The organism is Rhodobacter sp. SY28-1 (assembly GCF_005222785.1).
In the GTDB taxonomy this organism is placed as follows: domain Bacteria; phylum Pseudomonadota; class Alphaproteobacteria; order Rhodobacterales; family Rhodobacteraceae; genus Tabrizicola.
Genome location: NZ_STGH01000002.1, coordinates 48,998 through 68,251, shown reverse-complemented (window position 1 = coordinate 68,251; position 19,254 = coordinate 48,998). Strand labels below are relative to the sequence as shown.

The window sequence follows — 19,254 nt, the reverse complement described above, 5'->3', positions numbered from 1 at the left end:
TTGGAGAGCGTGATGGCGGACCTGAAGCAGTGGGAGGCGTTGGCCTCGAAAGAGTTGAAGGGTAGGGACCCTTCGAGCCTGAATTGGCAGACGCTGGAAGGGATCACGGTCAAGCCGCTGTATACGGCGGTGGACGTGGAGGGCCTGCCGCAGATGGGCGAATTGCCCGGGGTGGCTCCGTTCACGCGGGGGGTCAGGGCGACGATGTATGCCGGGCGGCCCTGGACGATCCGGCAGTATGCAGGGTTCTCGACGGCCGAGGAGTCGAATGCGTTCTATCGCAAGGCCCTGGCGGGCGGGCAGCAGGGCGTGTCGGTCGCCTTCGACCTGGCGACGCACCGGGGGTACGACTCGGATCACCCACGCGTGGTGGGGGATGTGGGCAAGGCAGGGGTGGCGATTGATTCCGTCGAGGACATGAAGGTGCTCTTCGACGGCATCCCCCTGGAAAAGATCAGCGTTTCCATGACGATGAACGGGGCGGTGATCCCGATCCTGGCGAACTTCATCGTGGCGGGGGAAGAGCAGGGCGTGTCGCGGGCGGACCTGTCGGGGACGATCCAGAACGACATCCTGAAGGAATTCATGGTGCGGAACACCTACATCTATCCGCCCGAACCTTCGATGCGGATCATCGCGGACATCATCGAATACACGTCCGCCGAGATGCCGAAGTTCAATTCGATCTCGATTTCCGGCTACCACATGCAGGAGGCGGGCGCGAACCTGGTGCAGGAGCTGGCGTTCACGCTGGCCGACGGCAAGGAGTACGTTCAGGCCGCGATGGCGCGCGGGATGGACGTGGATGACTTCGCCGGGCGGTTGTCGTTCTTCTTTGCGATCGGGATGAACTTCTTCATGGAGGTCGCGAAGCTCCGCGCCGCGCGGATGCTCTGGCACCGGATCATGGATGGGTTCGGGGCGAAGAAGGCGTCGTCGCTGATGCTGCGGACGCATTGCCAGACGTCTGGGGTCAGCCTGCAGGAGCAGGACCCTTACAATAACGTGATCCGCACGGCTTATGAGGCGATGGCGGCGGTGTTGGGCGGCACACAGTCCTTGCACACCAACGCGCTGGACGAGGCGATTGCCCTGCCGACCGAGTTCGCGGCGCGGATTGCCCGGAATACTCAGCTGGTCTTGCAGGAGGAGACGGGGATCACGCATGTCGTCGATCCCCTCGCCGGGTCCTACTATGTCGAGAGCCTGACGAACCAGCTGGCCGAGGAGGCCTGGAAGCTGATCGAGGAAGTCGAGGCGATGGGGGGCATGACCAAGGCTGTGGCCAGTGGCATGCCGAAGCTGCGGATTGAGGAGTCGGCGGCGCGGCGGCAGGCGATGATCGACCGGGGCGACGAGGTGATCGTCGGGGTCAACAAGTACCGCAAGGACAAGGAAGACCCGATCGACATCCGCGACATCGACAACGGGGCGGTGCGGGAAGCGCAGGTCGCGCGGTTGGCTTCGGTGCGGGCTGGCCGCGATGAGGTGCGGTGCCAGGCGGCGCTGGCGGAACTGACGCGGCGGGCTGGGGAAGGTGGCAACCTTCTGGAAGCGGCGGTGGAGGCGGCTCGGGCTCGGGCCTCGGTCGGGGAGATTTCGGACGCCATGGAAAAGGTATTCGGGCGGCATCGGGCCGAGGTGAAGACCCTCGCGGGGGTTTACGGCGCGGCCTATGAGGGCGACGCGGGGTTCGAGGCGATCCAGAGGGACGTGGAGGCTTTTGCCGAGGCTGAGGGTCGCAGGCCGCGGATGCTGGTGGTGAAGATGGGGCAGGACGGGCATGACCGGGGGGCGAAGGTGATCGCCACGGCCTTCGCCGACATCGGGTTCGATGTGGATGTGGGGCCGCTGTTCCAGACCCCGGAAGAGGCGGCGCAGGATGCGATCGACAATGATGTGCATGTGATCGGGATTTCGTCGCAGGCGGCGGGGCACAAGACGCTGGCTCCGAAGCTGATCGAGGTGCTGAAAGCGCGCGGGGCGGGGGATATTCTGGTCATCTGCGGGGGGGTCATTCCGCAGCAGGACTATGATTTCCTGAAAGGGGCCGGGGTGAAGGCGATCTTCGGGCCGGGGACCAATATTCCGGCGGCGGCGAAGGAGATCCTGGATCTGATCCGCGCGGCGCGGGGGTAGGCTGTCCACGCAGGACAGGTTGCGGGCCGGAAGCAATTTCAAGAGGTTGGCTGTGGGTGTTTACGGTTTGGTAACTTGACGTCCGCGCCCCGTTGCGGATCGTCGATGACTTCGTCACTCCTCGCCGGTTTGGCGACGAGGAGACGAAGTCGAACGAGGAGCGGGCGGAGAAGGTGCCTCTGGCGGAGGTAATTGGGCAGAGTGCAGGACCTGACGCGGTCAGGCGATCAGAGGTCGATCTCGCCGTTCGGGCCGGGCTGGGGGTCGGCTTGCGGGGCCATCTTCGGCACGAGCGGCGCGTTGCGGCGGATCAGGATGTCGCCGTTCGGCAGCATGACCGGCGCGTCGTAGTTCTTGATGTCGTCGATCAGCGCGATCAGCTGACGCAGCTTGGGACCGAGTTCTGCGCCGAGGCCTTCGAGGGCGGGGCCCGCCTCTTCCAGCGCCTTGCCCATCTCGTCAAGCGCGGGCTGCATTTCCTGCATCATCCCGCGCATAACCAGCTTCATGCCTTCTTCCATCAGGCTGAAGCCTTCGTCATCGGCTTTCGGCGTGACCGGCTGGTCTTCGGCGAATGCCGGAGCGGCAAGGAGGCAGAGGGCGAGGGCGAGTCTCATGACGGGAATATGGGGACGCGGACGGCGGTTTTCAAATCACATCTGGCAGGTCAATGGTAACCGGGAAATGGTCGGAGGCCTGCAGCAGCGCCTCGCGCAGTTCGGGGATGTCCATGATCCGGGGGTCGTTGAACGGATGCCAGATGCGCCAGTCGGGTCCACTGGCGGCAAGATCGGGCGAGACCATGATGAAATCGAGGAGCGCCTCGAAGTAGCGCTTTTTCGGGGCGAGGTAGAACCGGGCCGAGGTGGGGGCTAGGCTGACGAGCGATTGCAGCGCCATGGTGGCGTGGGGGTCGGTCAGGCGGGTGGCGGGGTCCACGTCGGTGCCAAGCACGATCTCGACCCCGGAATGGCCGAAGAGTTTCTCGAACTCGTCGATGCCGGGGCCGTCGTTGAAATCGCCCATCACCAGAAGGCTGTCCTTTGCCACAAGGTGGGAGTCAACGCGCTGCCTGATCCAGAGGCATTGGGCCAGCTGCTTGCGGCGGTTTTCGATGGAGAGGCGGATCTGCGCCTCGCGGCCGATGGCGCCGTGCGGATTCTTCGATTTGGCGTGGACCCCGATGAGGCGGAGCTTCGTGCCGCCCGAGGTGGTCAGCGCCAGTTCGAGAGGTGGTTTCGAGAAGCGGATGGATTCCGAGATGTTGTCGGCGTCGAGGTCGTAGCGGAAGGTGGTGTCGAAGCGCGGGGCGTCGTGGGAGCCGTGGCTGGTGGCCGGATGGCCTTTCGGGTCGTGGCGCGCGGTCAGTCGGTCGGGGTCGTAGAGGAAGGCGATTTCCTGTTCGGTTTCCGAAGAATAGCCGATGATCGCCTTTCGGGCACGCAGGCCTGCCGCCCGGGCGAAGGTTTCCAGCGCTTTCACTGTCGAGCGGCGGCCGTTGGTGTCGGGGGCTTCGATGATGGTGATGCCGTCGGCATCGAGCGCGGTGAAGACGATGGCGAGGGCGGCAAGCTGTTCGCCGCGTGTGATCTTGTAGCGGGTCGAGGATTCATGGTCTTCAAGCATCCTTCCCGCGTCATCGAACAGCGCGTTGAACCATTCGACATTGTAGGTGGCGAGGCGGAGGCCCTTGCGGCTTTCGCTCATGCGGCTTCCTTGGCGCTGATTTCGCGCCAGGCTTCGTTGATGAGCTGCAGGCGACGTTCGGCAAGCTTCATCGCCTCGGGCGGGACGCCGCGGGACTGGAGGACGTCGGGGTGGGTGTCGCGGACCAGGTCCTTCCACGCCTTGCGGGCAGCGTCCTTCGTGGCGTCGCGCGGCAGGCCGAGGACATCATAGGGGTCGCGGGGCGCGCCCTCGACAAGGCGGGAGCGGACGATGGTGAAACAACGGTCGTCGAGGCCGAATTCCTGCGCGACATGGGTCAGGAAGGCGTCTTCGCCGGGGTGGTAGGTGCCGTCGGCGATGGCGATCTGGAACAGCGCCTCAAGAATGTCGACCAGGACATGGTGGTCGTCGGCACAGATCTTGTGGCCGTCGGGGTTGAACAGGCGGGCGATCTTGCGGGCGTAGGCGTCGAAGCCCGCGACGTCCTGGCGGGCGAGGTTGTAGACGCGGGCGGCGTGTTCTTCCTCGCCGGGCGGAAAGGTGAAGATGCGGCGGAAGGCGGTGACTTCGTCGCGAGTCACGGTGCCATCGGCCTTGGCCATCTTGGCGCCAAGGGCAAGGACGGCGATGGTGAAGCCGATGGATTGTTCGGGCGCGGGGTCAGCGCGCAGGCGATCGAAGACCACCGAAAGGGGCTCGCCCTGAACAAGGGCGGCGAGGGCCTCGGTTATGCGGGTCCAGATTGACATGGGGGGAGAATAGCGGGGGCGGCGGCGGATGTCAGAGGAACTTCTGCATCAGCACAAGGTCGATGAAGCGCCCGAACTTGTAGCCCGCCTGCGGGACGGTGGCGATGTGGGCATAACCCATGCGGGCATGGAAGGCCTGGCCATCGGGGTTTTCCCCCGAGACGCCGGCGATCATCTGGTGGGCACCTGTGGCGCGGGCGTGGTCCTCGACAGCGGTAAGGAGGGCGCGTCCGAGGCCGCGGCTGGGCGTGCCGGGGAGAAGGGAGATCGAGTGTTCCATGCAGGTCCTGTACCCTGCGCCGCCGCGGAACTGGCCATAGCTGGCCTGGCCGATCACGGTGCCTGCGTCCTCGGCCACCAGGAAGGCGTGCTCGGCAGCGTCCTTGTCGGCGATCATGGCAAGGATGTCGGCCGTGGTCTTCGGGACTGGGTTGAAGGTGACGGCGGTGTGCAGGATCCAGTGGTTCAGCAGCGCCGCGAGGGCGGGGGCGTCGGCGGCGCGGGCGGGGCGGATCATGTCAGGACGCGGGGGCCGTGCGGGGTGTCGAATGTGGCGCGGAAGCCGCGGTAGGGGCCAAGCTGGATTTGGACGCGGGGATCGGTCAGGCCCTTGAGCGCGGAGCGCAGGGTTGGGGCTTCGGGGTGGGTGATCTCCAGCCGGGTCAGGCGGATGCCGTGGTCGCGGAGCGATTTCGCGGGGTGAAGCTCGCCCTGCCACTGGATGAGGGCGGGGTGGCAGTCGTCGAAGGGGAGGCAGCCCGAGGCGGGCACGGCGAAGCGCCAGCGGTAGTCGCCGCGCGAGAGGTCGGTCGCGGTGCCGGTGCCGGGGGGCGCGGCGGCGAGGGCGGCGTCGAGGTCATCTGTGCGGCAGATCCAGTTCGTCAGGCGCGGGGGGCCGCGGAAATGGTCGAGGTCGAACCAGCGAGGATGGGCGGGCTTTGGGGCGGCGGGGTCGATGGCGATGACTTCAAGGTAGAGGTCACCAAGGCTGAGCAGCCGGTTGTGGGTGCCCATGTGCGGGTGCTTGCCGCCGCCTGCGAGGGGCACGCCAAGGGCGGTTTCGACCCAATTCGCGCCGTCCTCGAGCGTGGCGGCGGATATGGCGAGGTGATCCAGGTGCAGCATCACTCTTCCGCCTTCAGCGTGACCTTGGTCTGGGCTTTCAGGGCGAGAGCCAGAGCGGCAAAGCGGGCCTGGGCGACCTCGCCAAAGAGACCGACACCGTCGTCGGTGAGGGAGAGGGTCAGCTGGCGCTTTTTCGGGTTCCAGCGCAGCTCGCCCGCCTTGGACGGGTCGCCGATCGAGAACATGGCGCCGAAGCGCATGGCCTTGCCCAGGGCTTCGGCCTCCTGGATGTCCGTCTCGGAGAGGAGGCGGAACAGCGGTTCCATCCGGCTGCCGGCGCGGCTGTTCTTGTAGCGGTGGAGAAGGGCGAGGCCGAGGAAGACCCGGCCGGGGTGGTCGAGGCCGCCGAGGTTCGCGCGGGTGGCGTTGTCGAAGCAGGCCTCGGCCCGGTAGTCGGGGTGGGCGCGCCAGGTTGTGTCGTGGAGAAGACAGGCGGCCTTGATGAGGCGCAGGCGTTCCTCGGTCGCGCCCTTGAACAGGGGTTCGAGGAAGGTGAAGAGCTTCTTGCCGAAGCCGGGGATGCGGGCCTGGGTCAGTTCGGTCATCCGTGCGGCCTCGATCAGCGGGTCGCGGGCGCGGAGTTTCTCGGGCATCTGTTCGTAGAGAAGGCCCTCGCGGATGCCATAGGCGGAGATGTCGATCTCAGACGGTTTCAGGACACGGATGATCTCACGCAGGACCTCGCAGGCGAGGGGGACCAGCTCCATCCGTTCGGCGCTGGTGCCGGTGCGCCCGCGGAGCGCGGGGAGGTCGGTGGTGGCCAGCCAGTCGAGCGTGGCGTTGAGGTTGTCGGGCGTCATGCGGTATTCGTGCAGGACGGTCAGCGGGTAGTTGCGCCGTTCCATGTCCAGACGCGCGATGACGCGCCAGGAGCCGCCGACAAGGTAGATGCGGTCACTGTCGGGTTTGATCTCTTTCGCGGCGGCTTCGAGGATGGCGTCGATGTGCGCTTTCCGCTTTTTCGGGTCGGACGAAACCTGTTGCAGGCGGAAGGGGCCGAGCGGGGTCGAGACGCGCTTGCCGACGCGGCCGTCGCCGATGCGCGCGAGTTCCATCGAGTTGCCGCCGATGTCGCAGACGATGCCCTTGGCCTCGGGCCAACCCAGAAGCACGCCCTGCGCGGAAAGCCGGGCTTCTTCCGAGCCGTCGATGACGTGCAGCCTGAGGCCGGTTTCGCGCAGGACCTGGGCCTGGAACTCGGGCCCGTCGGCGGCCTCGCGCGTAGCGGCGGTCGCGACGACGGTGAAGGGGTTGATGTCCATGCCCTTGGCCAGGAGCGAGAAGCGCTTCAGCGCGGCCAACGCGCGGAGCTTGCCTTCGGGGTTCAGTCGGCCGGTTTCGGCCAGGCCCTTGCCAAGGCCGCACATGATCTTTTCGTTGTAGAAATAGGCCGGGCTGCGGGCCGCCCCATCGAAGACCACCATCCGGACCGAGTTCGAGCCGACATCGACCACGCCGACCCGGGAAAGCGCGCGGGCGGAAGGGTCGTCGAACAGGGGTTTGCCGAAGGGACCCCAGTCGCCTGCGTCGTCGTCGTCGTCGGGCTGGGGGGCAGGTCCGTCTGCGGCCATGGAAGAATCCTCCGGGGTCGTGCGGCGGTATCGTGACGGTGCGGGGGGATGCGGTCAACCGGCTGGGCGGGCCAAATTCCTTCGAAGGAATTTGCAGATCTCTTCGAAAAATTCTGTCCGCCCTGCGTCCGGCGTCAGCGCTTCTTCGGCTTGGGCGAGGGCCGGTCGCCCATCACCCGCGCGGCTTCGGCGGCGGCGCGCAGTTCCTCGGCGATTTCTTCGGCTTCTTCGGGGTCGAAATCCAGCGGCAGTTCGATCCCGCCTTCGGCTTCGATGTAGATGCGAACCATGCCAGTGTCGGTCGGCCCGATCTGGATGTTTGCGGCGATGTCGCTGGGGGAATTGATGCCCATGGGGATGCTCCGGCTTTGCTGATCGGGTATCGGCAGGCGCGGGGCGGTGCAAGAAAAAACCGTCGGTCGGGCCGCGCTGGAACGGGTGAAGGTGCTTGCATTCCGGGGGGAGCGGGGCTAAATCGCGCCTCAAGTGCAGCTTTAGCTCAGTTGGTTAGAGCACCAGATTGTGGATCTGGGGGTCCCCCGTTCGAGCCGGGGAAGCTGTACCATCCAAATCAGATAGTTGATTTGCAGGGCCGGTCAGCCAGAGGCGACCGGCGCTTTGCTGTTTGCTGTCAGCTTGCACAGGGCTGACCGACCGTGCAGCCAACCGGATTCGGTAAGGCTGGAAGAGAGTTGCCCTTCGGACAGGCGTGCGAAAGCGGTCGCGGCGCGCTTCGCCGTATCGTCGGCCCCCTGATTGGGCACGACCGGATGCAAGGAAAGGTTGCCGAGAAGCCAATCTTGAAGGCCATCGAGGACCTTGCAAGATTGCATTTGTCGGATGGGCAATACCTGCCTAACTGTGATCCGACATCATTTGAGGCTGAGGTGCCCGTTTGTCGGAAGGCGACCGCAAATCAAGGAAGGGTGGGCCTTCGGTCGGTTTGGGGGTGTGGATGTTCCAGCGGGTCAGCGTCGGTGGGCTGGCTGCGGGCGCGGTTCTGGCCTGCCTGTCATTGACGCCCTCGATGGTGCCGCGCCAGCCGGAACTTCAGGGCGTTCTGTCCGGCGTCGTGTTCGCCTTCGGCTATGGGGTCTGGTCCCTTTTGCGCGGGATGCTCGACTGGCTGTGGGACGGACGTCCCGCCTGGCCGGTATCCCCTTGGATCCCCCGTGCGGCCCTTGCGGCCAGCGTCATCGGTTCGATTTGGTGCCTCTGGCGCAGTGTTGTCTGGCAGAACTCGATCCGCAGCGTGTGGAACCTTCCGGATGTCGACTCGGTCGCTCCGTTCACGGTGGCGGGCATTGCGGCGGCAGTCTTTCTGATCCTTCTGATGGTGGCGCGGGTGTTTGCTGGCTTGTCCCGGCGCTGGAGCCGGAAGAGCACGCGCTATCTGCCGCCGAGGCTGGCCAATCTTGTCGGGCTGGCAATCGCGTTTGCGCTTCTTGCCGCTTTGGTCGACGGGGTCCTGTTCCGGTCGGTGCTGCGCGGTGCCGACCGTTCGGCGCAGATTGCGGATTCACTCATTCCGCCGGATGTCATGCCGCCCGAGGACCCGAGCAAGACGGGCAGCGCGGCCTCGCTTGTGTCGTGGGAGGATCTGGGACGCTGGGGGCGCAACTTTGTCACCTCTGGCCCCGGTGAGGCGGAGATTGCCGCGTTCTGGAACGCACCCGCAAGGCCGCCGATCCGGGTCTATGTCGGCCTGAATGCGGCCCCCACGGCAGAGGACCGTGCCGCATTGGCACTGGCTGAACTGGAGCGTGTCGGGGGCTTCGATCGCGAGGTGCTGGTGGTTGCGATGCCCACCGGGTCTGGCTGGCTGGACCCCGGCGCGATGGACACGCTGGACTATATCACGCGGGGCGATGTCGCCACGGTGGCGGTCCAGTACAGTTACCTGCCAAGCCCGGTATCCGTTGCGGTTGATCCGACGCATGGCATCGCCGAGGCACAGGCACTGTTCGATCTGGTCTACCGGCGCTGGACGGCCATGCCAAAGGACAGGCGGCCCCGGCTTTATCTGCATGGGCTGAGCCTTGGGGCCTTCCTGTCGCAGGAAACCATGCCCTTGCTGGATGTGCTGGGCGACATGCCGAACGGAGCCTTGTGGGCCGGTTCGCCGTTTCTGAGCGATTTCTGGCGCATGGTGGTGGATCGCAGGCAAAGCGGCAGTCCGGCGTGGCGGCCGGAGTTCGGCAATGGGTCGCTCATCCGGGCTGACAATCAGGCTGCAAGCTTTGCGACAGCGGCGGCCGACTGGGGGCCGATGCGGCTGGTGTTCCTGCAATATGGCAGTGATCCGATCGTGTTCTTCGATTGGTCATTGGCCTGGCGGCGGCCGGACTGGCTTGGCGCGTCCCGCGCCCCGGACGTGTCGCCGATGATGCAATGGGTGCCTGTCGTCACGATGCTTCAGGTGGGCGTCGACATGGCGGTCGCCGTCGGCACTCTGGGATACGGGCACGACTATGCCGCGCGGCATTACATCCCCGCCTGGGCCGCCACGCTGGCCCCGGAGGGTTGGGACGCCGAGACAGAGAAGCGCCTGATCGAGCATCTGAGCGATCTTCAGCCGCGCTAGGTGCGTAAGGGGCAGGCTTTCTGCGCCCTGCCACTCGGCAAGCCGGGAATTGACAGGGGCTCATCCCGGGCGCAGAAGCGGAGATGTCGCATTTGTCTGCCTTGCCAGCAAAGGACACCTGCCGGTGAGCCGTCCCTCTGATGACAAAGCCTTTGTCCGGGCCAGCGCGGTGATCCCGCGCGGGGTGGCGCATGTGCGGCTTGATGGGCCCGTGGTCACGCGGGACTTCGCCTTTCTGGTCCTGCCGCGGTTCACCCTGCTGGCGTTCAGTTCGGCCATCGAGCCCCTGCGCATCGCCAACCAGCTGACGCAACAGCCGCTGTACAACTATCGGCTGGTCAGCATGGACGGGCAGCCGGTGGAAAGTTCGGCCGGGGTGCGGATCGAGGTCGACCAGGGCCTGGAGCCGTTGAGCCGGGAGACCACGGCGATTGTCTGTTCCGGCACCGATGCCAGCCTGGCAGCGGACAAGAAGGTGCTGGCCTGGCTGCGCGACCATGCCCGGCGCGGAGGGGGCTTGGGGGCGATCTGCACCGGAGCCTATACCCTGGCCCGTGCGGGGCTTCTGGGGGACGACGCCCCTGCCGTGCATTGGGAAAACCGGCCGGCCTACCGGGAGCTGTTCGACGTTGAGCCGCTGCAGCAGATCTATGTGATTGGCCGCAAGCACTTTTCCTGCGCGGGGGGCGAGGCCGGGGTGGACCTGATGCTGGCGCTGATCACCCGGGACCATGGGCCGAAACTGGCGGATGCGGTGGCCGAGATGTGCCTGCATTCGCGGCGGCGTGAGGCGAGTGCCACGCAGAAGAAGGTCTACCCGGCGCCGATGCTGGCCCGAAATCCGGCGGTAGCGCGGGTGATAGCGGCGATGCAGGCGAATATTGCGACTCCGTTGGATCGCGAGGCGTTGGCCGAGGTCTTCGGCCGGTCGCCCCGGCATCTGGAGCGAATCTTCCAGTCGGTCGTGCAGGAGACGCCCAAGGGCTATTACCTGGGGCTGCGGCTGGAAGAGGCGCGGGATCTGTTGTCGGACACCACGCTGTCGATCCTGGAGGTGGCGGTGGCGACCGGGTTCAACTCGCGGTCAAGTTTCTCCAAGGCTTACAAGAAGCGGTTTGGCCAGAGCCCGGCGCGGACGCGCTGAGGGGGCGGGCAGGCTTCACCCTGCGGGGAGGCGCGGCTAAGGTGCCCACCCCTGCCTTTGAGGATTCGCATGAGCCTGACCCAAATCCCTCGCCTGATCGCCACGGAAATCGCTGCCACGCCCGCACAAGTGAGCGCTGCGATTGAGTTGCTGGACGGGGGGGCCACGGTGCCCTTCATCGCGCGCTATCGGAAGGAAGTGACGGGGGGGCTGGACGACACGCAGCTGCGCAAGCTGGAGGAACGGCTGGGCTATCTGCGCGAGCTCGAGGCGCGGCGGGGGGCGATTGTCGGGTCGATCACCGAACAGGGGAAGATGACCGATGAGCTTGCCCGGGCGATTGCCGGGGCGGTGACGAAGGCCGAGCTTGAGGACATCTACCTGCCCTACAAGCCCAAGCGCCGCACCAAGGCGATGATCGCCCGCGAGGCGGGGTTGCAGGGGCTGTATGATGCGATCCTGGCCAACCGGGCGGCGGACCCGGTGGCGCTGGCGGGCGGGTTCCTGTCGGAAGGGTTTCCCGATGCCAAGGCTGCGCTGGAAGGCGCGCGGGACATTCTGGCCGAGGGCTTGAGCGAGGATGCGAGCCTTCTGGGCCGGTTGCGCGATCATATGCGCAAGGCCGGGAAGCTGGCGGCGAAGGTGGTGCCGGGGAAAGAGGCCGCCGGGGCGAAATTCTCGGACTACTTCGCGCATACCGAGGACTTTGCCCGCGTGCCGTCGCACCGGGCGCTGGCGATGTTCCGGGGGCGGAACGAAGAGGTGCTGGTGCTGGACCTTGAGGTCGATGCCGAGGCCCCGCGCGGCGAAAGCCCGGCGGAACGGGCCTGCGGGGCGGCGGTCGGCGCTGCGGGGCAGGGTGCGGGGGACAAGTGGCTGCGTGAAGCGGCGGCATGGGCCTGGCGGGTGAAGCTGAAGACCAGCCTGACGCTGGACCTGATGGCCGAACTGCGCGAGGCGGCAGAGGCCGAAGCGATCCGGGTTTTCGCGCGGAACCTGAAGGACTTGCTGCTGGCGGCCCCGGCAGGGGGGAAGGCCACGATGGGGCTGGACCCGGGCATCCGGACCGGGGTCAAGGTCGCGGTTGTCGATGCGACGGGAAAGGTCGTGGCGACGGATACGGTCTATCCCTTCCAGCCGAAGCTGGACCTGAAGGGCGCGCAGGTCGCGATTGCCCGTCTGATCGGCCAGCACGGCGTCAAGCTGATCGCTATCGGCAACGGGACCGCCAGCCGGGAGACGGAGAAGCTGGTCGCCGACCTGCTGGCGCTGCTGCCTGCGGGCGCAGAGAAACCGACGAAGGTGATCGTGTCCGAAGCGGGTGCCTCGGTCTATTCCGCGTCCGAACTGGCGGCCAGGGAGTTTCCAGATCTGGACGTGTCTCTGCGCGGGGCAGTGTCGATCGCTCGCCGATTGCAGGACCCGCTGGCGGAACTGGTGAAGATCGAGCCGAAGGCGATTGGGGTCGGCCAGTATCAGCACGACGTGGACCAGCACCGGCTGGCGAAATCGCTGGATGCGGTTGTCGAGGACGCGGTGAACGGGGTGGGGGTGGACCTGAACACTGCCTCGGCCCCCTTGCTGGCGCGGGTCTCGGGCGTGGGGCCGGGGCTGGCCGAGGCCATCGTCGCGCATCGCGACCAGAACGGGCCGTTTGCCACGCGGAAGGACCTTCTGAAGGTCGCACGGCTGGGTCCGAAGGCGTTCGAACAGGCGGCAGGGTTCCTGCGGATTTCGGGCGGGAAAGAGCCGCTGGATGCCTCATCCGTCCACCCGGAGGCCTATGACGTGGCGCGCAAGATCGTCGCGGCCTGCGGGCGGGACATCCGCAGCCTGATGGGTGACGGGGCGGCGCTGAAGCAGCTGAACCCGGCCAGTTTCGTGGACGAGCGGTTCGGGTTGCCGACGGTGAAGGACATCCTGGCAGAACTGGAGAAGCCGGGCCGCGACCCCCGGCCCTCGTTCAAGACGGCGACCTTTGCGGATGGGGTGGACGAGATCGGCGACCTGCGGCCGGGGATGGTGCTGGAGGGCACGGTGACCAACGTCGCGGCCTTTGGCGCTTTCGTGGACATCGGCGTGCATCAGGACGGGCTGGTGCATGTCAGCCAACTGTCCGACAGCTTCGTCAAGGACCCGCATGCGGTGGTGAAGGCGGGTGATGTGGTCAAGGTCCGGGTGGTCGAGGTCGACGTGCCCCGCAAGCGGATCGGGCTGACGATGAAGTCGGACGGAGGAGCCAGCGCTAAGGATCAGGCGCGCGAGCGGGGGCCGGGGCCGCAAAAGCCCGTGCGGGGGCCGATGCAGAGCGGGCCGCAGTCGGGTCCGCAGGGCGGCGGCAACGCTTTTGCCGATGCGCTAAAGGGCAAGTTCGGGCGGTAGCGGCGGCTGGGTGGCGGACAACCGCCGGTCAGCGTGGCACGTCCCGGTTTGCCCGGAACGACTGACGTGCAACGGCGTTTTCCCTGCATCGCGGCGTTTGGCCGCCATAGCAGGAGATCCACGATGGCTACGACGAAACCGAAAGACCCGATGGAGCTTGAAGCGCTGTTCGAACATGCGCTGAAGGACATGTATTACGCGGAGAAGAAGATCTACCGCTCGCTGCCGAAGATGATCAAGGCGGCCAATGATCCGATGCTGAAAGAGGCGCTGTCCGCCCACCGCGACGAGACGCAGGGCCAGATTGAAGCTCTGGAACAGGTGTTCGAGCTGATCGGCAAGCGCCCGAAGGCCGAGAAATGCGACGCGATGGACGGCATCCTGGAAGAGGCGACGAGCCTTCTGGAAGATTTCACCGGCGGGGCGGCGAACGACTCGGCGATCATCTTCTCGGCCCAGGCGGTCGAGCATTACGAGATCAGCCGGTATGGCTCGATGCATGCCTATGCGGTGCAATTGAAGATGAAAGAGGCAGCTGGCCTGCTGAAGGGCATCCTTGACCAGGAATACGCGGCCGACAAGTCGCTGTCGGCGCTGGCCGAGGGGCAGCTGAACGCGAAGGCGGCCTGACGCCGGAGAAGCATCAGGCGTGCCGGTTCGGTGCGCCTGATGGTCAAAGGGTGGCTGGTGCGGCCAGTGCGCGTCGGACCCGCCAGGAGCCAAATTTCTTGAGGAATAATTTGTCAAATTCCTTGCTTAAGGAATTTGGGTCCTCCCGTCACTTCGGCATCTTCTCGAAGTCGCTGATCGCGGCGGCGCGGAAGGCGGGGAGTGTTTCACAATGCTGTGCCAGCGCGATCAGCGGGGCATGGGCGGAGGGGGACAGGACTTCGTCCATCCGGTCCTGCATGTACCAGATCAGCGTTGTGATCATCACGTCGGCATGGCTGAGCGCGGCCCCGCAGGCGTAGGGGCGGTCCAGACGGCGGGTCAGTTCGTCCAGCCCCGCGCGGGCTTGTCCGAGGCAGCGGGACAGCCATTCGGCGCTCTGGTTTGCAGCGTGGTGGAAGTGGCGCTCGTAGACCACGGCGGCGGCCTTTTCCAGCGTGCCTTGCGCCAGTGCGGTCATCTGCAGGACCTGGCGGCGGGATGGGCCGGATACAGGGCAAAGTGCCCGGTCCCCCGACAGTTCGTCCAGGTAATCAAGGATCGCGGCGCTGTCGATCAGGACCTCGCCATCGTCCAGCACCAGCGCGGGGATGCGGGTCAGGGGGCTGATCTTGCCCACCGCTTCAGCCTCGCCGAAGATTGACCGGGTGTCGCGGGTGAAGGGCCTGCCGTAGTGATGCAATGCCACGGCGACGCGGCGGGTGACGGGGCTGTCGTATTGGCCGACGAGGATCATCTGGGGCTGCTCCGGTTGAGGTCGGAGGTGAGGCTAGCCGATGCGGGCAAAATCCTTCGAAGGATTTTGACAAAACTTTTCGAAAGGTTTTGGCCCCCGTCAGGCTGCTGCGCCGCCGACGGTCAGCCCGCCGATCATCAGGGTCGGCTGGCCGACGCCGACCGGGACCCATTGACCGGCCTTGCCGCAGTTGCCGATGCCGGGGTCCAAAGCGAGGTCATTGCCGATGGCGCGGATGCCTGTCAGCGCCGTCGCTCCGTCGCCGATCAGGGTTGCACCCTTCACGGCTTCACCGATGACGCCGTTCCGGACCCGGTAGGCCTCGGTGCAGCTGAAGACGAACTTGCCGCTGGTGATGTCCACCTGGCCACCGCCGAAGCCCACGGCGTAAATGCCGTCCTTGAGGCTGGCCACGATGCCCTTGGGGTCGTCGGGGCCGGAGAGCATGTAGGTATTGGTCATCCGCGGCATCGGGATATGGGCAAAGCTTTCGCGGCGGCCGTTCCCGGTGGGGGCGACACCCATGAGGCGCGCGTTCTGGCGGTCCTGCATGTAGCCCACCAGCACGCCATCCTCGATCAACACGTTCTTGCCCGAGGGCGTGCCTTCGTCGTCAATGGAAATGCTGCCGCGACGGTCGGGGATTGTGCCGTCATCAAGGACAGTCACGCCCTTGGATGCGATCTGTTTCCCCATCAACCCGGCAAAGGCCGAGGTTTCCTTGCGGTTGAAGTCGCCCTCCAGCCCGTGGCCGATGGCTTCGTGCAGAAGGATGCCGGGCCAGCCGGGGCCGAGGACGACGTCCATCACGCCTGCCGGGGCCTCGACGGCGCCAAGGTTGACCTGGGCGATGCGCAGCGCCTCGGCGATCATCGGTTTCCAGGTGTCGGGGGACATGAGCGTCGCCAGGCCATGGCGGCCGCCCTTGCCCATGCCGCCCTGTTCGCGGCGGCCGTTCTCCTCCAGCATCACGCTGACGTTGATGCGCGCCATCGGGCGGATGTCGGCCAGGCGGCTGCCTTCGGGGCGGAGGATCTCGACCTCTTGCAGGCTGGCCGAGAGGGTGGCCGAAACCTGCACCACACGGGGATCAAGCGCGCGGGCATAGGCGTCGATTTCGCGCAGAAGCTCGATCTTCACCGGGAAGGCAGCCTCGGCCATCGGGTCATCAGCCCGGTAGAGCCGGGTGTTGGTGCCGCGTGGCGGCGGGGCGAGGGTCCCGCCACCTTGTCCCACGGCAAGGCGGGCGGTCTCGGAGGCGCGGCGAAGCGACGTTTCGGTGATTTCGGTCGAATGGGCATAGCCTGCGACCTCTCCCCTGACCGCGCGAAGGCCGAAGCCCTGGGACGCGTCATAGGTCGCCTGCCGGATGCGTCCGTCGTCAAGGACGATGCTTTCGGCCCGGCGGCGTTCCAGGAACAACTCGCCATCGTCTGCCCCCGCCGTCGCCTCGCGCAGGGTGGCCAGCGCGGCGGCTTCGTCAAGGTGGGTCTCGAACGGGCGGAAGGGGGCGTCGGTCATTTGGGCCTCATCAGGTCAGGCATCACAGATGGGCCGCAGCGCGGGAAGGGTCAAGGACCGACCGTCCGGTCGATGAAGTCCGCGCCCCTGGCCCAGGTGTTGGGAGAGAACAGTGCCTCGTGCCCGACGGGGCCCAGCGACAGGAAGGTCTTCGGATCGCGGGCGGCATCGAACAGGCGTTTGCCGAAGCCCTGAGGGATGACGCGGTCGTCGTCGCCGTGCAGGATGAGGAGGGGCGCGTTGATGCGGTCGATCTGGTCGCGCGAGCGGAACTGGTCCTTCATCAGCAGGCCCACGGGCGCCCAAGGGTAGGCCTGGCGGGCAATGTCGACAGCGGCGGAATAGGGGGCCTCCAGCACCACGGCGGCGACGGGGTTTGCGGCGGCGGTAAGGACGGCGGGGCCGGTGCCAAGGCTTTCGCCGACCAGGACGATGCGGTCGGCGGGGATGCCTTGGGCGCGCAGATGGTCATAGGCAGTCTTGGCGTCGATCAGAAGCCCGCGTTCCGAGGGGGTCCCGGTCGAGCCGCCATAGCCGCGATAGCTGAGGAAGAGGGTGCCTAAGCCCTGCGACTGGTAGAAGGCGAGGCGGTCGGCGCGGTCGGCGATCTCGCCCGCGTTGCCCTGCAGGAACAGGATCACCGGCCGGTCGCCCCGGGGCGGGCTTTCCCACAGGACAAGGGTTTCGCCGTCCGGCGTGGGCAGCGTGATCCGGGTTACCCCGGTCAGCCCGACTGCCATCGGCGTGGGGTCGCGGCGGGTCGGGAAATATTGCAGATCGCGCTGGAAGGCGTACATCCCGGACAGGGCGACGGCATAGACCAGGCCGAAAGTGACGAGGGTCAGCTTGACGAAGGTCACGAGGGGCAATCCTTGTGCCGGGGGCGGGGTGCAAAGCGCCGATTTGTCGCGACGGTTTTGCTTGTCGTGGCCAAGCTAATATGGTTTGAGGGCCGTGGGAAACGGCGGGATTCTGACCTTTGGGCCGGGGTTCCGTGAAAGCGGCGCCAAGCCGCGATGTGCACGGGAACAAAAGCATGCGTCTTTCGACAGTGATCGGCGGAATCGCCGCAGCAGGGATGACCACGCTCGTTGCAGGGCAGGTCCTTGCGCAGCAGGCCCTGGAAATCATCGGGCAGCCCGAGCAGGGTGGCATGGGGTTCCAGCCGTCGGCGACCGAGCTGAAGCATGACATCGTCTGGCTGGACACGATGATCAACTACATCATCGGTGCCATCGTCGTCTTCGTGACCGCGCTGTTGATCTACACCATCGTCCGCTTCAACCGCCGCGCCAACCCGACGCCGGCCCGGTTCACCCACAACACGCCGCTGGAAGTGGCATGGACCCTGATCCCGATCGTGATCCTCGTGTTCATCGGGGCCTTCTCGCTGCCGATCCTGTTCAAGCAGCAGGAAATTCCGGTGGGGGACGTGACGATCAAGGCTACCGGCTACCAGTGGTACTGGGGCTATGAATATGTCGACGAGGGCATCGCCTTCGACAGCTACATGATCGGCTCGCCTGCGACCGGCGGCACCAACATGCTGACCCCCGAGGTCGAGGCGCAGCTGACTGCGGCGGGCTATTCGAAGGAGCAGTTCCTTCTGGCCACCGATACCGCAGTGGTCGTCCCGGTGGGCAAGACCGTTGTGGTGCAGGTCACGGCGGCAGACGTGATCCATTCGTGGAAGATCCCCGCTTTCGGCGTGATGCAGGACGCCGTTCCGGGCCGGACCGCTGCGCTGTGGTTCACGGCGGAGCAGGAAGGCATCTACTTCGGCCAGTGCTCGGAGCTGTGCGGGCAAATGCATGCCTACATGCCGATCACCGTCAAGGTCGTGTCGGAAGCCGCCTATGCCGAGTGGCTGGCCAAGGCGAAGGCGGGCGACGTGCAGCTGTCCTCGGTTGCCACGCCGGCCGACGTGCAGGTTGCGTCGAACGACTGACGCACCAGGATTGCGACCATGTGACGGGGCTTGGCCGGGGGTCAGGCCCCGGTTCGCCAAAGAAGGGCCGGGATGAGCGAGACCTCAGCATATCAGGGCGTGACTGCCTCTGCCCATGAGCCGGGGTTCGGCGATTATGTGCAGCTTCTGAAGCCACGCGTCATGTCGCTGGTGGTGTTCACCGCGCTGGTGGGGCTTCTGGTTGCGCCAGTGGGCCTGCATCCGGTCGAGGCGTTTTCCGCGATCCTGTTCATTGCGCTTGGGGCAGGTGCCAGTGGCGCCTTGAACATGTGGTGGGACGCCGACATCGACGCGGTGATGAAGCGCACGGCGCGGCGGCCGGTTCCGGCGGGCAAGGTGCAGGCGGGCGAGGCGCTGGCCGTGGGTCTGGCGCTGTCGGGGATCAGCGTCGTGATGCTGGGCCTGGCGACAAACCTGATGGCCGCCGCTTTGCTGGCTTTCACCATCTTCTTTTACGCCGTCGTCTATTCGATGTGGCTGAAACGGACGACCCCGCAGAACATCGTCATCGGGGGCGCGGCCGGGGCCTTCCCGCCGATGATCGGCTGGGTCTGCGCGACGGGTTCGGTCTCGGTCGAGGCGGTGCTGATGTTCGCGCTGATCTTCATGTGGACGCCGCCGCATTTCTGGGCGCTGGCGCTGTTCATGAAGGAAGACTACCACACCGCCGGCGTGCCGATGCTGACGGTGACGCATGGCCGCAAGTCGACGCGGGTGCATATCCTGGTCTACACACTTCTTCTGGTCCCGGTAGCCGTCGGCGCGGCGCTGACATCGATTGGCGGGCCGCTGACGCTGGCCGTGGCCGTGGCGCTGAACGCCTGGTTCGTGATTGGGGCTTTCCGCATCTGGAAACGCGACGAGGCGATGGCCGAGGCCGACAAATATGCGGTCGAGAAGGCGTTCTTCCGGTTCTCGCTCCTCTACCTCTTCCTGCATTTCGCGGCCTTCCTGGCGGAAGCGGCGCTGAAATCGGCCGGGATCGGGGGCTGGTGAG

17 protein-coding genes and 1 tRNA gene are annotated in these 19,254 nt (G+C 66.1%); 8 read left to right on the top strand and 10 right to left on the bottom strand.

The genetic code is table 11. The annotated features are described in order from the left end of the window. Positions 1–12 precede the first annotated feature (12 nt). Entirely contained in the window at positions 13–2,139 is a 2,127-nt protein-coding gene (scpA, locus tag E8M84_RS09330) for a methylmalonyl-CoA mutase (protein WP_137110949.1), read from the top strand. 227 nt (positions 2,140–2,366) lie between these two features. Here scpA and E8M84_RS09325 read toward each other — a convergent pair whose 3' ends face one another. The 7 genes from E8M84_RS09325 to E8M84_RS09295 form a co-directional block, all read right to left on the bottom strand. Further along, positions 2,367–2,756, bottom strand: coding sequence for an AAA+ family ATPase (locus E8M84_RS09325; protein WP_137110948.1), 390 nt, complete (start codon positions 2,754–2,756; stop codon positions 2,367–2,369). Between the two features lie 31 nt (positions 2,757–2,787). After that, positions 2,788–3,846, bottom strand: coding sequence for an endonuclease (locus E8M84_RS09320; protein ID WP_137110947.1), 1,059 nt, complete (start codon positions 3,844–3,846; stop codon positions 2,788–2,790). Beyond that, entirely contained in the window at positions 3,843–4,556 is a 714-nt protein-coding gene (locus tag E8M84_RS09315) for a molecular chaperone DjiA (protein WP_137110946.1), read from the bottom strand. Before E8M84_RS09315 ends, E8M84_RS09320 begins: the two co-directional genes overlap by 4 nt. Before the next feature lie 31 nt (positions 4,557–4,587). Continuing rightward, a complete protein-coding gene (locus tag E8M84_RS09310; RefSeq protein ID WP_137110945.1) occupies positions 4,588–5,073 on the bottom strand; it encodes a GNAT family N-acetyltransferase in 486 nt (161 codons plus the stop codon). Beyond that, positions 5,070–5,681, bottom strand: coding sequence for a VOC family protein (locus E8M84_RS09305; protein WP_137110944.1), 612 nt, complete (start codon positions 5,679–5,681; stop codon positions 5,070–5,072). Before E8M84_RS09305 ends, E8M84_RS09310 begins: the two co-directional genes overlap by 4 nt. Beyond that, positions 5,681–7,252, bottom strand: coding sequence for a Ppx/GppA family phosphatase (locus E8M84_RS09300; protein WP_137110943.1), 1,572 nt, complete (start codon positions 7,250–7,252; stop codon positions 5,681–5,683). Before E8M84_RS09300 ends, E8M84_RS09305 begins: the two co-directional genes overlap by 1 nt. Positions 7,253–7,386: 134 nt before the next feature. Beyond that, on the bottom strand, positions 7,387–7,605 hold the full coding sequence (locus E8M84_RS09295) for a DUF6324 family protein (RefSeq protein ID WP_137110942.1): 219 nt from the start codon (positions 7,603–7,605) through the stop codon (positions 7,387–7,389). A gap of 135 nt (positions 7,606–7,740) precedes the next feature. On the opposite strand from E8M84_RS09295, the gene E8M84_RS09290 reads away from it, so the two are divergent. The 5 genes from E8M84_RS09290 (at position 7,741) to E8M84_RS09270 (ending at position 13,992) form a co-directional block, all read left to right on the top strand. Then, positions 7,741–7,817: transfer RNA gene (locus E8M84_RS09290), tRNA-His, on the top strand. 390 nt (positions 7,818–8,207) lie between these two features. Next, entirely contained in the window at positions 8,208–9,836 is a 1,629-nt protein-coding gene (locus E8M84_RS09285) for an alpha/beta-hydrolase family protein (protein WP_137110941.1), read from the top strand. 124 nt (positions 9,837–9,960) lie between these two features. Continuing rightward, positions 9,961–10,980, top strand: a complete 1,020-nt coding sequence (locus E8M84_RS09280) for a GlxA family transcriptional regulator (protein WP_137110940.1) — start codon at positions 9,961–9,963, stop codon at positions 10,978–10,980. Between the two features lie 69 nt (positions 10,981–11,049). Beyond that, on the top strand, positions 11,050–13,362 hold the full coding sequence (locus E8M84_RS09275) for a Tex family protein (RefSeq protein WP_137110939.1): 2,313 nt from the start codon (positions 11,050–11,052) through the stop codon (positions 13,360–13,362). 123 nt (positions 13,363–13,485) lie between these two features. Then, positions 13,486–13,992 (top strand): ferritin-like domain-containing protein, encoded by a 507-nt coding sequence (locus E8M84_RS09270; RefSeq protein ID WP_137110938.1) that lies wholly within the window; start codon positions 13,486–13,488, stop codon positions 13,990–13,992. 148 nt (positions 13,993–14,140) lie between these two features. On the opposite strand, the gene E8M84_RS09265 is transcribed toward E8M84_RS09270, so the two are convergent. The 3 genes from E8M84_RS09265 to E8M84_RS09255 form a co-directional block, all read right to left on the bottom strand. Further along, on the bottom strand, positions 14,141–14,767 hold the full coding sequence (locus E8M84_RS09265) for a glutathione S-transferase family protein (RefSeq protein ID WP_137110937.1): 627 nt from the start codon (positions 14,765–14,767) through the stop codon (positions 14,141–14,143). Between the two features lie 99 nt (positions 14,768–14,866). Continuing rightward, positions 14,867–16,288, bottom strand: coding sequence for a metalloprotease TldD (tldD, locus tag E8M84_RS09260; protein ID WP_137110936.1), 1,422 nt, complete (start codon positions 16,286–16,288; stop codon positions 14,867–14,869). A gap of 50 nt (positions 16,289–16,338) precedes the next feature. After that, the gene (locus E8M84_RS09255) at positions 16,339–17,148 is read right to left on the bottom strand and encodes an alpha/beta hydrolase (RefSeq protein WP_137110935.1); all 810 of its coding nucleotides are present in this window, start codon (positions 17,146–17,148) and stop codon (positions 16,339–16,341) included. A 176-nt stretch (positions 17,149–17,324) separates the two neighbouring features. Between E8M84_RS09255 and coxB the strand changes: the two genes are divergently transcribed. Further along, positions 17,325–18,236, top strand: a complete 912-nt coding sequence (coxB, locus tag E8M84_RS09250; RefSeq protein WP_137110934.1) for a cytochrome c oxidase subunit II — start codon at positions 17,325–17,327, stop codon at positions 18,234–18,236. Between the two features lie 72 nt (positions 18,237–18,308). After that, entirely contained in the window at positions 18,309–19,253 is a 945-nt protein-coding gene (gene cyoE / locus E8M84_RS09245; protein ID WP_137110933.1) for a heme o synthase, read from the top strand. Position 19,254: the final 1 nt, after the last annotated feature.

Coding starts and splice junctions, on each gene's coding strand:
- scpA (WP_137110949.1), top strand. CDS start 13: ATGGCGGACCTGAAGCAGTGGGAGGCGTTGGCCTCGAAAGAGTTGAAG.
- E8M84_RS09325 (WP_137110948.1), bottom strand. CDS start 2,756: ATGAGACTCGCCCTCGCCCTCTGCCTCCTTGCCGCTCCGGCATTCGCC.
- E8M84_RS09320 (WP_137110947.1), bottom strand. CDS start 3,846: ATGAGCGAAAGCCGCAAGGGCCTCCGCCTCGCCACCTACAATGTCGAA.
- E8M84_RS09315 (WP_137110946.1), bottom strand. CDS start 4,556: ATGTCAATCTGGACCCGCATAACCGAGGCCCTCGCCGCCCTTGTTCAG.
- E8M84_RS09310 (WP_137110945.1), bottom strand. CDS start 5,073: ATGATCCGCCCCGCCCGCGCCGCCGACGCCCCCGCCCTCGCGGCGCTG.
- E8M84_RS09305 (WP_137110944.1), bottom strand. CDS start 5,681: ATGCTGCACCTGGATCACCTCGCCATATCCGCCGCCACGCTCGAGGAC.
- E8M84_RS09300 (WP_137110943.1), bottom strand. CDS start 7,252: ATGGCCGCAGACGGACCTGCCCCCCAGCCCGACGACGACGACGACGCA.
- E8M84_RS09295 (WP_137110942.1), bottom strand. CDS start 7,605: ATGGGCATCAATTCCCCCAGCGACATCGCCGCAAACATCCAGATCGGG.
- E8M84_RS09285 (WP_137110941.1), top strand. CDS start 8,208: ATGTTCCAGCGGGTCAGCGTCGGTGGGCTGGCTGCGGGCGCGGTTCTG.
- E8M84_RS09275 (WP_137110939.1), top strand. CDS start 11,050: ATGAGCCTGACCCAAATCCCTCGCCTGATCGCCACGGAAATCGCTGCC.
- E8M84_RS09270 (WP_137110938.1), top strand. CDS start 13,486: ATGGCTACGACGAAACCGAAAGACCCGATGGAGCTTGAAGCGCTGTTC.
- E8M84_RS09265 (WP_137110937.1), bottom strand. CDS start 14,767: ATGATCCTCGTCGGCCAATACGACAGCCCCGTCACCCGCCGCGTCGCC.
- tldD (WP_137110936.1), bottom strand. CDS start 16,288: ATGACCGACGCCCCCTTCCGCCCGTTCGAGACCCACCTTGACGAAGCC.
- coxB (WP_137110934.1), top strand. CDS start 17,325: ATGCGTCTTTCGACAGTGATCGGCGGAATCGCCGCAGCAGGGATGACC.
- cyoE (WP_137110933.1), top strand. CDS start 18,309: ATGAGCGAGACCTCAGCATATCAGGGCGTGACTGCCTCTGCCCATGAG.